15 protein-coding genes are annotated in these 14399 nt (G+C 58.8%); 7 read left to right on the top strand and 8 right to left on the bottom strand.

The genetic code is table 11. From position 1 onward, the window contains the following. Positions 1–146: 146 nt before the first annotated feature. A complete protein-coding gene (locus tag BUB54_RS15160) occupies positions 147–1121 on the top strand; it encodes a DUF7146 domain-containing protein (protein WP_052948446.1) in 975 nt (324 codons plus the stop codon). 162 nt (positions 1122–1283) lie between these two features. Here BUB54_RS15160 and BUB54_RS20410 read toward each other — a convergent pair whose 3' ends face one another. Continuing rightward, positions 1284–1511 (bottom strand): hypothetical protein, encoded by a 228-nt coding sequence (locus BUB54_RS20410; protein ID WP_139284944.1) that lies wholly within the window; start codon positions 1509–1511, stop codon positions 1284–1286. An 11-nt stretch (positions 1512–1522) separates the two neighbouring features. On the opposite strand from BUB54_RS20410, the gene BUB54_RS15165 reads away from it, so the two are divergent. After that, positions 1523–2461, top strand: coding sequence for a DUF2493 domain-containing protein (locus tag BUB54_RS15165; protein ID WP_073211909.1), 939 nt, complete (start codon positions 1523–1525; stop codon positions 2459–2461). A 67-nt stretch (positions 2462–2528) separates the two neighbouring features. Here BUB54_RS15165 and BUB54_RS20940 read toward each other — a convergent pair whose 3' ends face one another. After that, positions 2529–2723, bottom strand: coding sequence for a hypothetical protein (locus tag BUB54_RS20940; RefSeq protein ID WP_175556527.1), 195 nt, complete (start codon positions 2721–2723; stop codon positions 2529–2531). Positions 2724–3159: 436 nt separating this feature from the next. On the opposite strand from BUB54_RS20940, the gene BUB54_RS15170 reads away from it, so the two are divergent. Next, positions 3160–3483, top strand: a complete 324-nt coding sequence (locus BUB54_RS15170) for a DUF736 domain-containing protein (protein WP_048880758.1) — start codon at positions 3160–3162, stop codon at positions 3481–3483. A 573-nt stretch (positions 3484–4056) separates the two neighbouring features. Here the strand turns inward: BUB54_RS15170 and BUB54_RS15175 are convergent. From BUB54_RS15175 to BUB54_RS15200, 6 genes are all read right to left on the bottom strand, one after another. Then, positions 4057–8127 (bottom strand): KAP family P-loop NTPase fold protein, encoded by a 4071-nt coding sequence (locus tag BUB54_RS15175; protein ID WP_082075833.1) that lies wholly within the window; start codon positions 8125–8127, stop codon positions 4057–4059. A gap of 205 nt (positions 8128–8332) precedes the next feature. Beyond that, the gene (locus BUB54_RS15180; protein WP_048880756.1) at positions 8333–8764 is read right to left on the bottom strand and encodes a type II toxin-antitoxin system VapC family toxin; all 432 of its coding nucleotides are present in this window, start codon (positions 8762–8764) and stop codon (positions 8333–8335) included. A 3-nt stretch (positions 8765–8767) separates the two neighbouring features. Next, on the bottom strand, positions 8768–9010 hold the full coding sequence (locus BUB54_RS15185; RefSeq protein ID WP_048880755.1) for a type II toxin-antitoxin system Phd/YefM family antitoxin: 243 nt from the start codon (positions 9008–9010) through the stop codon (positions 8768–8770). 136 nt (positions 9011–9146) lie between these two features. Next, entirely contained in the window at positions 9147–9794 is a 648-nt protein-coding gene (locus BUB54_RS15190) for a hypothetical protein (RefSeq protein WP_048880754.1), read from the bottom strand. Further along, positions 9782–10663: a P-loop NTPase family protein gene (locus BUB54_RS15195; RefSeq protein ID WP_048880753.1), complete on the bottom strand. Its 882-nt coding sequence runs from the start codon at positions 10661–10663 to the stop codon at positions 9782–9784. Before BUB54_RS15195 ends, BUB54_RS15190 begins: the two co-directional genes overlap by 13 nt. Continuing rightward, positions 10663–11184: a hypothetical protein gene (locus BUB54_RS15200; protein WP_048880752.1), complete on the bottom strand. Its 522-nt coding sequence runs from the start codon at positions 11182–11184 to the stop codon at positions 10663–10665. The genes BUB54_RS15195 and BUB54_RS15200 overlap by 1 nt, the downstream gene beginning before the upstream one ends. A gap of 444 nt (positions 11185–11628) precedes the next feature. On the opposite strand from BUB54_RS15200, the gene BUB54_RS15205 reads away from it, so the two are divergent. The 4 genes from BUB54_RS15205 to virB2 all read left to right on the top strand — a co-directional run bounded on the left by BUB54_RS15205 (position 11629) and on the right by virB2 (position 14399). Next, entirely contained in the window at positions 11629–12366 is a 738-nt protein-coding gene (locus tag BUB54_RS15205) for a LuxR family transcriptional regulator (RefSeq protein WP_052948469.1), read from the top strand. A gap of 306 nt (positions 12367–12672) precedes the next feature. Then, entirely contained in the window at positions 12673–13287 is a 615-nt protein-coding gene (locus tag BUB54_RS15210; RefSeq protein ID WP_048880751.1) for an acyl-homoserine-lactone synthase, read from the top strand. Then, on the top strand, positions 13288–14049 hold the full coding sequence (locus BUB54_RS15215) for a lytic transglycosylase domain-containing protein (RefSeq protein WP_052948468.1): 762 nt from the start codon (positions 13288–13290) through the stop codon (positions 14047–14049). Beyond that, entirely contained in the window at positions 14037–14399 is a 363-nt protein-coding gene (gene virB2, locus BUB54_RS15220) for a pilin major subunit VirB2 (protein ID WP_082075832.1), read from the top strand. Before BUB54_RS15215 ends, virB2 begins: the two co-directional genes overlap by 13 nt.

A 14399-nucleotide genomic window follows, 5' to 3' on the forward strand; every position in this document is an offset into this window, starting at 1 on the left:
GCAGGAGATTATGTTGCGGCGATCTGAGGTCATGTCAGGCCAAAAGGCATGGTCCGGAATTCCGCAACATAACACGCTAAGCAACATATTCTTGCTTATGTGCAGTTACACATAAGCAGGATGCCGCCGAGGGCACGCATGGCGATATGCTGGATTTGATCCGCGAAAGCTGCGGCCTGACCGAGTTCCGGGACGTGGCCGAGGAGGCACGGCGGTTTTTGGGGCTGGCGGCGGATGATCATGCTGTCGGCGACAAACTCTGTCACCATCACCATCACCATCACCATCACCTCCACCCTCAAGGCCATCTGCCGAGTTTGTCGGGTGCTTGTGCCGTCCCCAAGCCGCAGGTGGATGATGGTGGTGATGCAGCTCCTGACGCCGCCCAGGCCCAGCGCGCCGCACGGCGGTTGTTCGGCATGGCGCAGCCGCTCTCGGGCACCCTTGCTGAAACCTATTTGAACAGGCGCGGCATCACGGCGGCGGCACTTATTGGCATTGGCGCGTTACGTTTCCATCCGCGCTGTTTCTACCGCGCGACTCCCGATGCACCGCCAGAACCCTGGCCCGCTTTGATCGCGGCGGTGACGGACCTCGAGGGCACCATCACCGGTATCCAGCGCACCTGGCTTGATCCTGACGGGTTTGATCCGCTCGATCCCATCCGGCTGGGCAAGGCACCGCTGGCAGTTCCACGCCGGGCGCTGGGGCTGCTGCTTGGTCATGCCGTGCGGTTCGGCACCACGGCAGGGCTGGAAAGCGGCCCGGAGCATGGCTTGCTCGCGGCGGGCGAAGGCATTGAAACTGTGCTGTCGCTGCGCTGCGTGCTGCCCGTCATGCCAATAGTGGCCGCACTCTCGGCCGGGCATTTGGCCGCTCTTTTACTCCCCACTGGACTACGCCGGCTCTATATCGCCCGCGATGCCGATGCGGCCGGTGACCGCGCCGTGGCAAGTTTGACCGGACGCGCAATTGCCGCCGGGGTCGAGGCGATCCCGCTCTCGCCCCGCCTGGGGGATTTCAACGATGACCTCCGCGAACTTGGCCTCGCTGAATTGCGGGCACATCTGCGGGTGCAACTGGCGCCGGAGGATGCACACCGCTTCATGGCGTGCGGCTGAGATTTTACGCAGCGGATTGGCGAGTGACGGCCCGCCAACGCCGGGATCATCGCGCCCGCCGGGTAGTGTATTCCCCCAATTTGCCGGGCGGCCGCGCCGGCGGCCTTCCGAGAGGGCGCTCTGTGCCGTGGGCGGCGTCGGCCCGCAATGGCGGCGGGGCCACTATTTTCCGCCGCCCCGGGGGCAAAGGGTGGCACCATGATCTTGCTCAGCGATTCCGGGGCTTTGCAGCGCGAAGCAAAATAGCGGCCCCACCGCCATCCTCCGCTTACGCTCCGGCCCGCAAAACCAGCCCATGACGTCACGGAGAGCCATGGCGGGTGCGGGCCGCCGCCGCCCCCGGCTGGGATCGCCATGGAAGGCCGCGATGGGCGCGGGCTTCCGGCACACAGGAGCATCCCATGACCCGCGACTATGACGAGACCGGCTATGAGCCACCGCACGCCGCTTCACCCACCGCCCATATTCTCGGCGAACTGCAACTCTATGGCTATCACCCCGGTCAGGAGGAGCCTGACCCACGGCCCTTGCCCGAAGCCCCGCTGATCGCCGGGGCGATCGCGGATATCTTCGACGCTTTCACCGCCACCCTGAGTGACACCCGCCTGGAGCCTGACCTCGAGGAATTGCTCTGGGCCACGGTCAATCTGTTCCACCGCGCCACCGGACGGATCGAACGGCAGCTCGATGATAACGAGCAGGCGCAAAAGCGCAGCCAGAAGGAGCAGGACGGCTCAGAAATCCGCTCGGTCGAGTTGGAAAGGCTGACGGCGGAGGGGCAGACCTTGCTGGAGCGCCGGGATTGCCTGGAATTCTTCCGCGACCAGGCTGCCGAGCAGTTCGAGCGCCACACGCGTACCGCCTGGCGCCCGCGCTCAGGCTCGATGGTTAACCACCGGGCATTGACCGCTTCCCTCATCGATAGCCGCGATTTTATCGCCGCTAAGCGCCAGGTACAGATCGCGCCTCTGCTGCCCACCGGTCCGAAAATCGCCTTCACCGGCGGGATGGAGTGCAATGATCACATTCTGATCTGGGACAAGCTGGACAAAGTACACGCCAAACACCCGGACATGGTGTTGTTGCACGGCGGCAGCCCGAAGGGAGCCGAGCGCATCGCCGCCGCCTGGGCGGATGCGCGCAAGGTGACGCAGATTGCCTACCGCCCCGACTGGACCCGGCACGCCAAGGCCGCCCCGTTCCGGCGCAATGACGCGCTGTTGGAGGCGTTGCCAATCGGCGTCATGGTGTTTCCCGGCACCGGCATCCAGGACAATCTCGCCGACAAAGCCAAGAAGCTCGGCATTCCGGTGTGGAGCTTTGGAAAAGGGGGCGCGTAGCCCCCAAAACTCAGCTCGCACATGCAGTATCCCCGATGACAGAATGAGGTCGCCCGGCCCGGCGGGCTTATTCACCGGACAAGCCCCCGCCAACGCCCCGCCCGGCATCACCGGCGGAATTCATCGCGGCGTGCGTCCCGTTTTGCTGGCGGAACCTGACGTGAAAGGCGATACCCTCGCGGCATTGTCTTGGATTGGCAGGGTCAGGTGCGCCTCTCGATTCATCGCTTGGCCAGAATGATCGCTTGACGGCGAAACTCATGGCCATGTGCCGGCCAATCCGCTTGTCCATTGATGTGACGGCAGGATGGCCTCGGAGCAACCCGTTATACGCGGCATGATAACGCGGTGACGTCTGCAAGACAGGTTACGCTCATATTCCATGGGCGATGCCACTTTCATGAAAGCCCCGAGTATCGCCAAATATCTCCTGACTGCCTGCCCCAAGCCGCGCCACGTGGCCTCTCCGTGGCTGATCTGACCGAAGGACGATCGCCTTCCTGCAATGGCAACTTCAGGCTTTTTTCCCCGGCAGCGCTGCTGCCTCCTCGCGGACGCTGCGCTCCAAAAAAGCCAGAAGCCGCCATCCTTCGCTGACGCTACGGCCGCAAGCGGTGCAGGCCGATCGCGCCCCCGGTCATTTGATCGCCATCGAGGCTGCGATGGTCGCGGGCTCGAAACAGCATAGGAGAATTGACATGGCTAACATTGGAACCTTCAAAAAAGTCGGCAATGAAATCCACGGCGAGATTGTGACCTTAAGCGTGCAGACGAAAAATGTGCGTATCGTACCTGAAACAAACCGCGGCAACGACAACGCACCCAGCCACCGCATATTCTGTGGACGCGCCGAGCTCGGTGCTGGCTGGTCCAAGCGTTCCGCCGAAGGGCGCGATTATATCTCGGTCAAGCTGGATGACCCAAGCTTTAGCGCACCGATCTACGCCAACCTCTTCGACGATGAAGGCGGCGAGGGCTACACCCTTATCTGGTCCCGCAGCCGCAAGCAAAACGGGGAGTAACATCCGCGATGAACCCCGCCCGGCGATGCCGGGCGGGGACGTGCCATAAAAATTGACGTGAGCTTTTGGGAAACGTCGATGCCAGTAGGAAAAAAGATTCAACGTAAACCTCGCAGCTTTTTGAAAAAACCTGCACCAAAAACTTTTTGATTTTATTTGGGCAGGCCGTTGACGCTGAAGCTTTTTCCGATATGAATGAAGAAGATTGACGCCCAATAACAGTCGCAGGTAATTCAGCAATTCGCGATTACTTCGCAAATGGGAGCTATGCCATCAACATCTGCCATTCTACTATGACCATCGACGCTTCCGATGATAATTAGAATGGAACGAAGCTGTCATACCGTTTTGGAACCAAATCTAGCGGATATCATCACCACATGACCTAAAGAACGGCAGAACGGCATTCATTCCAGAATGTCATCAAAAAAACTACAAGAGATGGCTGACTGCGGTCGTCTGCTTCTTCCGCGCTTCATCCATGTGGCGCTAAGTTCTTGACACTTGACCCGGCGTTCCTACAGCTCAAGCCACGGGATCCACCCCATGGCTCCGCCGGTGCTATGACCGTGTCTAGCGTTCGACTGCCTTTTTGGCATCACGAATTCGACTAGATGTTGGAAACACTTTCGTAAGAATGTCAACCTGCTCACCATCCAGCATGCCTAAGATCTTATCATCGCGTTCGAGCGCGCTTATTCCACCCAGGTCACCGATATTTCGCGCCACTAAATGCAACTCATTTCCGGATAGCGAAGGTAAAGATGCGATCATATGATTAGCCAACCTGCTTCGGGCAATATCAGACGGGCAGGCTCGTATAACTTGGGGCAACCGCTCGACCAGTGCGCTTCGTGTTTTCGGGCGCGTAGAATCTTTCAGCAATGCCTCGACTGCAGCAGGTGCACCCGGCAGCGCCGAATTGTCGATGCGAGCAAGAACTCTATTTCTTTGCTCATCGTTAAGGCTATCGTCGGCAAGAAGGTCAATTACAAACTTCGGATCACACTCAGTACCAGCTGAGACCCACAACTCGAAAGCACCATCGGGCCTTTCAAGGAGTGGCACCGGCGCGGACGCTAGGACACGTTTGGCCGTATCGTGCATTTTGTCCTTGTCGAATACGTTCGATATTACGGCTAGAAACCCGGAGAGATCGCCACCCTCCAGATTCTGCGCTTGCGTTCCTGTGAGGATTTCCGCCACATTCGCAGTCGTTAAGATGCTTGCGACGAAACTGGACATTGCCGCAACAATCCCTGGAGCCATACGCCATACTATCGGAGTAATTTCTGCAATTCCTTGATTGCTCCCTGCGCTGGTCAAACCCCTCTGGGCAATATCACACACCGATTCATACACATCGCCAACGCCCGCATTTCCGGGTTGTTCGCGAATGAACTGGCAAGCCCTCGTTATGATACCTTCCGGGTTGTAATTCCCGATGTTCTCGCTGAGTTCAGGCCATACGCCCTTCAAACTGCGATGGACTGCAATGTAGGCATTTGGCGTGCCGACCGCATTCGCGAGAAGCTGGGTCAGAATCTGCCCCACCTTTCCGCCGACCGAGAATCTGAATACACCCGTCGTAATGGGCAGCAGTTGACTCAAATAGTCGGGATTATTGTGCATCGCGTTGATGCGATCCAGCAGCCGCACGAGGTGGTCCTTGAGCGGCGCCGCAGACCACACCGGGTCGGGCATACTCTTTACGAGAGTGTTATAGCCGTCGACTAAATTTTTGTCCGGAGCGTTTGTATTTATAAGTGCATCCATCTTTGTTACGAGCTGGTTCTGTCCAGCCGTGTCAATCGCACCGAAATTGCTCCCCACATAACGCGAAACGCCATCCGGCCGCGCGGAAAGCTCCAGTTGACTCAGTACGGATATAATCCTGTCCCAGGACTCCTTGGCCTGTCCCTTCAACAAATCCAATGCACGCAGAGCAAATTGCTGCCGCGACGCATCTTTCGCCCAAAGCAAGACGAGCTTCTCTATTTCGGTTGCCGTTTTCGCGTCGATATCCGCGCACCACTCTGCGCCCAGATCATTAAACCTGATCGCGCCTTGGGCCCCGTCGATGGGCCAATTTTCTCCATCTTCAATCTCTTTGCAGAGGCGCGTAGAGAACGCGATCAAAAACGCCCGGCATTTGCTAGGTGAGGCAAGACGGCTGTAGCGTGCAGCATCGCCCCAGGCGGCCTCAGCTGCCGCTTGCGGCTGGACGCCTACCAGGCGGGTAAGCTGGCTCCACAGCACCTCGCGCTGGTCCTGGCCGAGCGTTGCGATGCCTTCGAATACCGATGAAATTTTCGGAAGGACGGCAGCAGTAAACGTCGGGGCTGTCTTTTCACGTTCAAATTCACCAATGGCCTGATCCGAATAGTCGTTCGCCAGATATCCAGGAAGAATACCGCTGTACCCTTCCACCCACCCCTCAAGATCAGTGAATGGCAACGTCCGAGATGCGCTTCCGAGGCGGATTTCCCGTTTCAACAGCCAACCTCTGAGAATGACGTCCGCACCGGTAGGAAGATCGTTAGATTGTTTTACCTCCAAGGCAAGTTCGACTGTGTCTCTGACGGCGCCCACCGCCTCGTCGAGGTTGGGCTCGCCTCCCGTAGCCAAACGCCAATCCAGTGGTTCTGAGTTCAAAAGATCGCCGACGAATTTCTCAGCAACATCTCGTCGGTCGTCGGCCGATGCGCCCTGAACAATCTGCCGAGCGCGCTTGGGTTGGATGTTCATACGCACCGTCTTGAGCGCAGCCATCTGTCTTATGAGCGGAGATAGAATTCTACGCCTTCGATCCTGAGGTATGCGGTCTACTAGCGCAGCGAAGACGCGTGCCGCATTGGTGCGCCTCGTTTCGGTTTCTAGCGGTAACGCTTCACCGAAATCTTCCAACAACACCACATCTTCGTCCGCAAGAGGCTTATCGTCCAGATTCCGTCCAAATGCTTCCAATACGCCTTCGACATCACCGGAAACAAGGCTATCGAAAACGGTGGCAGCTCTATCGCCAAATTTCCGCGTGATCGGATCTTCGGCTAACCGCAGCAGCGGCTGCAATACCACCGGCCAGCGCAAATCTGCCAGACTAGAAAAATAGCGTCTAAGCTTGCGGTGATCAGCCCGTACTTCGTTTGTCAGTTCGCCATTCTGCCCCGCTATGAGAAACTCTTGAAGCAGTTCACGCGCCTGCGGCGCTAATTCTGAGGGGGATTTCCCTCCGAAAATCACCTGGCGAAATTCATGGATAATCTCCGGACGATTTTGTACTACGTCATAGAAATCAGGAAAATCGACGCGAAGGACGCATAATGCCGCCAGTGACAGTGGGTGGTCGGTCACGGCTCCTTTGTGCAGCGCGCCAGCCGCACTCGAACCGACTCCGTTGCGCTCGCGGACGCTGCCGATCCACCAGGATTGTATGAAGGCATTTATGAGCTGAATAGCGTTTCGTGGACTCTGCACATCGACATGAATTAGTCGATCGATGATGTCTTCCAAAGCTACGTTTTGCTTTTTCAGATCGCTGGCTACGCTTTCGATGCCCTTAAGCTTCTTCAGCGCAAAATCGCGCATGTCCAGCTTTGGAAACTGAGGAATTTCCAGGCGAAACTGAAATAGGCGGTCGAGATACCTGCGGGCATCTCCACGTGAAAATACCGCACCGGGCAAATCGGGGCTGCCAAAGCCGTTGCGTCGTTTGATTGCTTCTGCGATCTTATCTTCGTCACACGAAATGACGAAAACGACACCAAAACCATTTTCAATCGTATTAAAGGGCAATTCGAGAAACGTACGGATTGCATCGAGGCCGGCCACCATTTCCGGCGCTGACAGCCGATCGAGATCGTCAACAAATATAACTAGACGCTCGCATTTTTTTCCGACACCGCGCTTGAATTTGGCAATCTGATCGGTAAGCAAACGTTCATATTCTTCTGCTGAAGTCGCAGGGAATGAAACAGATGTTTGAGGTAAAAACCAGGCCGGTGAACGTATGCGCAGATCGACGATCGTTTTCCCAAGCCAGCCAGTTAATACCGTTGCTGCCACGAAGACCGCGCCTATGGAATGAGGGTCCTTCAAGCCCGTGACCAGAACAAAGATCCATGTGGTTATTACCGCTACCACAAAGAGCAATAGAAGTATGATCGCCGAACCAGCGAGCTGGCCAAACGCCTCCCCGAACCATTCTTTCAGGCTCCGCCGATCCTGCGTAACCTTGTTGACCTGTTCGAATAGCGCGCGCCGCAGAGTGGCCTCATCTCCACCAAGCTGTTTGAAAGCCTCCCTCAGCAGCGAACGCTTCAAGTCTTGTTCGCCGCCGAAGCGCCAAGCATTGAAGGTAATGACATGGACACGATCAGTTCGGCGGCTTCCGACGGCCCCTGCCTTGTCGGACTCTAAATCTCGCCTGTAGAGTGCCTTGATCGAACTCTTGCCGGTTCCCCATGGTCCAAGCAATCCGATGCTGAAGGGCGGCTTATTTGTAGGTGCCTCAATCAGATCTCTAAGCGCAATCGCAAAATCCTGATGCCCGAATGCATCCCCACTCCGGTCATCAAGCTCTTTGTCCAGGATGCTGGGCATTCCCAAAAATTGACCAGTGGCTCGCCTTGAGCTGTCATTCATCGCGTCCGAATACCCCTGATTAACATAAAATTAACCGATGTGGCTGTGTCATTACTTGTCTGTTATATCAGAACAATCAGAGCATGTCTGCTTACGCACTACGGCTCGAGGATGGGATTGACCAGTTAAGTCGCAATCACGCCTAAGGTGGCTACCGGAGACGGACTGACGGCTCTTGAAGATATCTTGCCGACCACGACCATACTCAGGGCAAGCGAACAAACGGATCATGTACCGCCACCCCAAGTGGCTCAAAATGCCGCAGGTTGCGGGTTAGGATGGTCAGCCCGTGTTGCTGGGCGGTGGCGGCGATGATGATGTCGGCGAAGCCGGGTGCATGACCCCGGCCACGGGCGCGGTCTGATAGACTGCCCGCGAGGCGGGCGGTGGCAAGGTCAAAGGGCAGGATGCGGGCTGCGTAGAGGTGCAGCACGGTCTCCAGCCAGGCGGTTAAGTCCCGGGCTTTGCGGGTTGCCCCCTCACGCTGGGCCTTGGCGATGCCGTCCTCAATCTCGGCGATGGTGACGGTGGAGAGGAACAATTCAGCCGAGTGAACGTCCATCCACGCGGCCAGCTCGGGCAGGGGGACGCGCGAGGGTGCGCGCGCCGAGATGACGTTGGTGTCGACGAGATACAAGGATCAAAGGCCGCTATCACGGAGCGGGGAGGGGTTACGCAGCGGCAGATCGCCCGCATCGAGAGGTGCTGCCATCAACAATTGGCCGAAGGAGGGCACATACGAGAGCCGCTGCCATTCCGCGAAGCTCAATACCACTGCCTCGGGCTTGCCGTGGCGGGTGATGATGGCGGGTTCGCCGCGCACGGCATCGTCAACGACGGCAGACAGGCTGGCCTTGGCGTCGCGAAGTTGGATTTCCCGCATGGCGGCCTCCGGGTGGTGCGGTGAACTACAGTAGTCATATTTAGGGCTGTGTGCGGGGATGGGCAAGGGTAATGTTCCGGGCGGCTGCTCAGTACGCGCTGCTGGCAGGCGGAGCTGGAGGTTATTGGACGGGTGCTCAAGGCGAGGCGGGGGATATCGGGTCGGTCCAGACCGGCATGAAGCAGTAGTGACGGCCATCGGCGTCTTGCTGCATGGATTTGCGGCAGGCGGCCAGGGCGGTGGCGCCGTCGTTATCCTGCATCAGCTGCCCCCAGGCGATTGCCTCGGCCGGGCTGGCTTTCATGGCGGCGGGGATGATGTGTGCGGCGATTTCGGCCTGAAACCGGCCGTCATTCAGTCCGGCGGCATAGGTGAACAGGCTGGGCACCAGGATGGCCAGGGCCAATGCCAGACCCAGGGCCACGATGCTGCGGATGCGCAGGGTGGTGATTTTTAGCCGCATGGCGCGGTCGGCGGCATTGGCCAGTTGCGGGGCAAGCTGCTTGACGATGTCCATGCCCGAGGCGTGCACCCGCTCGATGGCTTCATTCGCGATGGCGTCGGTTTGGGTTTTCAGGGTGTTGGCAATGTCGATCTGGGTCGCCTCGCTGGCCTGGTAGAGGTCACTCAGCGCGCCGACGCACACGGCCAGTGCCTGGAGTTGCTCGGCCAGAGGGTCACTTTTCAGGGCGGCGGCCGCGGCGGCGCGGCGCAGGACCGTCTGGGCCTCGGCGATCTGCTCGTGCAGGGCTTCGCGGCGGGCGGCGGGGCTTATGGGATCCATGATCTGATGCCCGCAAAACGATGATCCATGGCGTCGAGCCAGACGCGCACCCGGGCGGCGTCAAACAGACCGAGCGGCGGAGTGATGGTGCCATCGCGCGCGGCGGCGAAGCTGCATTGCCGGCTTTCCACGGCCTCGGCGGCGTGCAGCCGGGGCATCCAGAGCTTCACGCAGTCGGCGGCCAAATTGCCATAAGCGGTGGAGGTTGTGATGCGGGCAAAGGCGCGCTCACGGGTCGAGCCGGGCTCAATGCCGTATTCGTTGAGCACCAGGGCTTGCGCTGTTGGGGTAAAACCGCGGGCGGCCAAAGTGAGGGCAGGGAGCAGATCCTCGGGCTGCGGTCCGGTGAGATGGAACATCACCGGCGCCATGCCGGCGGCCTCAATATGGGTCGCCAGGCCCGGCATTTCGGTGGCAAGGGAGCGCAGGGTGGTGTCGCCGCCACCCAGGTCGATGAGGGCGGAGTGCCGTTCGGTGATGCAATACTCGATCAGTCCCTGCAGCCAGGTGGCGACCCCGGCGGGGTTGTCCGTATCCGGGCGGGCGACGTCGGCGAAATAGGCAGAGAAGGTGGCGTTGCTGGGATCGACATCGGCCAGGATCGGCGCACCGCCATTGCGGATGGAGGTTTCGGTGAGCCAGCGGAGCAGGGTGGTCTTGCCGGTTTTGCCACGTCCGGCGGCGAAGATGATTTTAGCGCGACCGGTGAGGTCGATGCCCTGCTCGATGTCGGGCTCGGACTCCTTGGGTGGCGCCAGACTGATGATGTTGGCGCGCGGGCCAGTGAATTTTGTGGCGCTGGGGCGATAGGGCGTGGCGCCGGATGGCTTAGTTGGAGTGGTGGGCGTTTGTGGTTTGTCCTCGGGCATCAGCTTGGCTCCTTGGGTTCAGATGGGCTGAATGTCTGGCGGTGGCTGCGTGCGATGTCCGCCGGGGTGGATTCACTTGGCGCGGGTGATGTTTCCTGGATGCGGAATGAGGCAGGCTTGAAGCGGGGCGCAGCAGCAACCGCTGGGCTGGGTGCCGGTGGTGGAGTTGGCGGCAGGTCCGTTTGAGCAACTGCTCCGGGCGGCATGGCAGTTTGCGCCGTTGGCAGTGCTTCGGATTTTGGCCGCCGTTGTCGGTAGCCTTTGAGGGGCATCAACGCACGAGACAGCTCGCTGCGCAGCCTCTTGTCGGTCCAGGGCGTGCCGGTTCGATAAGTGATGCCGAGCTTGGTCAGCGCTGCGCCGATCGCAGCCCAGGATGAGTCGCCATGCACAAGCGAGCGCAGCAGCTCATGATGCTGACGCAGCCACGGGCGCATAATATCGCCTTGCCGCCAGAGCGGACGGAAGATTTCAGCCAGGGCTTCAATGTCTGCTTCGGTTGGTCTGCGCTTGAGCGACATGAACAGTCTTTCAAAATAGCGGCGGGATTTTCACCATTTTTGACGCTGCGGGCAATCTTCCGAATCGGAAGTAGGGGAAGGCGGATTGCTCAACCGCTGGTGCAATCAATAGCTCATTGGCTAGCTCAATCGCTATCTCATTGGCCTGCTCAATGGCTGGCGCAAAGGCTGGCTCTAATCTCGTTGGTCTGGTGTGGTATCGGATTACGTTTCTACAACAGACCAAGGAATGCTAGCGCATGCGAGAGCGGTAGTATCAGGAGCGTCACGCGGGGATGTTTGCTGCTAAAATCACGTGGCGGTGACCGCCAATGTTGATGAAATGCCCGTGTAAAACAGTGGCTATTAATTGTCGTCAAACATTACCGATATTTCAATTTACGCAAGCATTCGTAGCACGGTAGTGCAATTTGGGGTTGTTTCCATGTAACCGGAAAGCTTGGGATGATTGCCGGATCGGATGATGGCTACGAAGAGATTGTCACCCAGATTGGCGAGGCCACCAGCCTTGCGGCCATGCAGGATATCGCTGGCAATATTTGCAAGTTCTATCATCTGGCGAATATTGCGTATCACGCGGTTTATATTCCCGGCGCGAAGATGTTCAATCCGATTTTAGTTTTGACTTACGATCCAAGCTGGGTCGCGCGCTATAAAGACAACGACTACTTCAGAATCGATCCGGTGGTTGTTTGCGGTACAAAGAGTTTTTTGCCGTTGGATTGGATGAAGCTCGACCGAGAAAATGCCGTGGCGCGGGGGTTTTTCGCGGAAGCTGACCGGTTTGATGTTGGCCGGCAGGGTATAACGCTACCGGTGCGCGGGACTGGGGGCGAACGGGCGTTGTTTACCGTCACCGCCAATATGTCGATGAGAGAATGGGAACAGCGCCGGGCAGGCTATATGAAAGAGTTCCAGATGATCGGGCATTACATGCATGATCGGATTGTCGAGCTCTCGGGTTATCGGGATACCGCACCCAAGCCAGCGTTATCGCCGCGCGAGATGACATGCCTGGAGTTTGCGGCAAGCGGTGCGACTGTGAAGCAGATCGCGGCAAGTTTGTGCATTACGGACCGGGCTGTTCGTTTGTTTCTGACATCCGGCTGCGCCAAGCTCAATTGTGCCACGATCCCGCAGGCGATTGCCAAGACGGTCTCACGCGAAATGCTGCGCCCGTAAGCGGGTAGAGAGCGCATTACGAAGCCCACACAAACAAATCTCAATCGACTGAAGCAACCGCCCTGTCATCTTATGTGGCAGGGCATTTGCGTCGTCCGGCGCGTAGAGCACGGCCGAAATCCAGACAAAACTTGTAATTGATGCGCGATTGAGGGGGTCTGTCAAGATTCCGATTCGGAAGATTGCGGCCTGAATCATCCAGCTTGTAAACATGAATCCGCTGCGCCGGAGACGCTCAAATCTTTCCCGCAGCCGGCGCTGATATTTTGTTGGCCATGATGTTTCAAGAACTGAAACGGAGCACAAATGATCATAACTTTGAGTCAGGATGACAGGATCGAGCATCCCGCATTATTCGACCAGATGTTTCAGTCCCGCGCGGCGGTATTTCATGACCGTCTGGGGTGGGATGTGCTGGTCAAAGACGGCCATGAGGTTGATCGCTACGATGAAGAGGCTGATCCGGTCTATCTCCTTGCGGTCGATGAGCATCAGCAAGTGCAGGGTTCCTTGCGCTTATTGGCGACCACCGGGCCGACGATGCTGCGAAGCGAGTTCAGGTATTTTTTCGATGATGACGTGGACGTGATGGCCCCCACGATTTGGGAATGCACGCGGTTTTGCGTGCCGCCGGTTCTGGACAGGACCGAACAGGATTTGGGCATTGTTTCCGCTGAATTGCTGATTGGCCTGTGTGAGCTTTGTCTCGCGTCGGGCATCGAATTTGTTGTTGGTGTTTACGACACACCGATGACGCGCATCTATGCGCGGATCGGTTGGTGCCCGGAGGTTTTGGCGCGGGCACGGCCGGAGATTGGAAATATAACCGCTGGTATCTGGGAGGCGACGCCGGCGGCACTGTCAATCATGCGTCAACGCCTGTCCGCCCGGTTGCGCGGGCGGCCGGTCCTGGTGACGTAAATGGCCGCGCGGCGGGAAAGGTTGCGCGGCTATCGCCTCGCCGGTGTGCTGCTCGGACTGACCACGATCAGCCCGCCACCGGTCTTTGCTGCGAGCCTATCGGATGCGGATTTTGCCACGCTCGCGGCCCGATGCGCGCCAGGGGTGCCGGTATGGGTTCTGCGCGGTGTTGCCCGCACGGAGAGCGATTTTCATCCATGGATGCTGCACGATAACAGCACTCATGCCAGTGCCAGCCCGGCGAGCCTGGCCAACGCCGAGGCTCAGGCGACCGCATGGATCGCCGCGGGGCATTCGGTCGATCTTGGCCTGATGCAGATCAACAGCGCCAACCTGCCCGCGCTGGGGATGACGGTCGGCGCGGCGCTTGATCCGTGCGCGTCATTGGCGGGCGGTGCGGCAGTGCTGCGGGCCGCTTACGGCACAGCCCCAGTTCGCACCGGGCAGCAGGCCGCCTTGCTCATGGCGTTGTCGATCTACAATACCGGCTCACCGCTCAAAGGGATCATGAACGGCTATGCAAGGCGGGTGATGCGCCATGCGGATGAGGCGGCGTCGGGCCTTCCCGTGCCGCCGCTACCGCCCGCTAACGAGCCCGTCATGCCGCCCGCTTGGGATGTTTCGGCCACCGGCAGTTACGCGCGGAACCATGGCGCGCCCTGGCTGGTGCCGCTGGGGCTGGATGTCGCCGAGCGAAGCAATGCCGCGGCCGCTGAGGTCGATTCCCAACTCCAAACGATGAGGTCGCCATGGTCGACATGATCGCCCCGATGCTTCTTGCACAGGCGCAGATGTTTCGCCTGACCAGATTATGGTCCGTGGCCGCCCGAGCGTGGCCCATGACGTTGCTGGCGGTCATGCTGGGGCTTCCGGCATTTGCCTACGCCCAGACCGTTTCTGGCGGGGCCAGCCCGCAGACGATGATCAATAATGTCTGCACCTTCATCCTGGGGCCGTTTGGTGAGACGATCGCCGTGCTCGGGATTATCGGCATCGGGTTTCTGTTCATGTTCGGCAGGGCGTCGCTGGGGGTTATTGCGGGCATTATCGGCGGCATCGTCATCATGTTTGGCGCTTCCTATCTCGGCCAGACCCTGACCGGGGGCGGCTGA

The organism is Acidocella aminolytica 101 = DSM 11237 (assembly GCF_900129125.1).
GTDB classification, from domain to species: domain Bacteria; phylum Pseudomonadota; class Alphaproteobacteria; order Acetobacterales; family Acetobacteraceae; genus Acidocella; species Acidocella aminolytica.

Bases quoted from the DNA above. Each gene is read 5' to 3' on its own strand.
- BUB54_RS15200 (WP_048880752.1), bottom strand. From the start codon at position 11,184: ATGTCGCTCAAGCGCAGACCAACCGAAGCAGACATTGAAGCCCTGGCT.
- BUB54_RS15195 (WP_048880753.1), bottom strand. From the start codon at position 10,663: ATGCCCGAGGACAAACCACAAACGCCCACCACTCCAACTAAGCCATCC.
- BUB54_RS15185 (WP_048880755.1), bottom strand. From the start codon at position 9,010: ATGCGGGAAATCCAACTTCGCGACGCCAAGGCCAGCCTGTCTGCCGTC.
- BUB54_RS15210 (WP_048880751.1), top strand. From the start codon at position 12,673: ATGATCATAACTTTGAGTCAGGATGACAGGATCGAGCATCCCGCATTA.
- BUB54_RS15160 (WP_052948446.1), top strand. From the start codon at position 147: ATGCTGGATTTGATCCGCGAAAGCTGCGGCCTGACCGAGTTCCGGGAC.
- BUB54_RS20940 (WP_175556527.1), bottom strand. From the start codon at position 2,723: ATGAGTTTCGCCGTCAAGCGATCATTCTGGCCAAGCGATGAATCGAGA.
- BUB54_RS15205 (WP_052948469.1), top strand. From the start codon at position 11,629: ATGATTGCCGGATCGGATGATGGCTACGAAGAGATTGTCACCCAGATT.
- BUB54_RS15215 (WP_052948468.1), top strand. From the start codon at position 13,288: ATGGCCGCGCGGCGGGAAAGGTTGCGCGGCTATCGCCTCGCCGGTGTG.
- BUB54_RS15165 (WP_073211909.1), top strand. From the start codon at position 1,523: ATGACCCGCGACTATGACGAGACCGGCTATGAGCCACCGCACGCCGCT.
- virB2 (WP_082075832.1), top strand. From the start codon at position 14,037: ATGGTCGACATGATCGCCCCGATGCTTCTTGCACAGGCGCAGATGTTT.
- BUB54_RS15170 (WP_048880758.1), top strand. From the start codon at position 3,160: ATGGCTAACATTGGAACCTTCAAAAAAGTCGGCAATGAAATCCACGGC.
- BUB54_RS15190 (WP_048880754.1), bottom strand. From the start codon at position 9,794: ATGGATCCCATAAGCCCCGCCGCCCGCCGCGAAGCCCTGCACGAGCAG.
- BUB54_RS15175 (WP_082075833.1), bottom strand. From the start codon at position 8,127: ATGAATGACAGCTCAAGGCGAGCCACTGGTCAATTTTTGGGAATGCCC.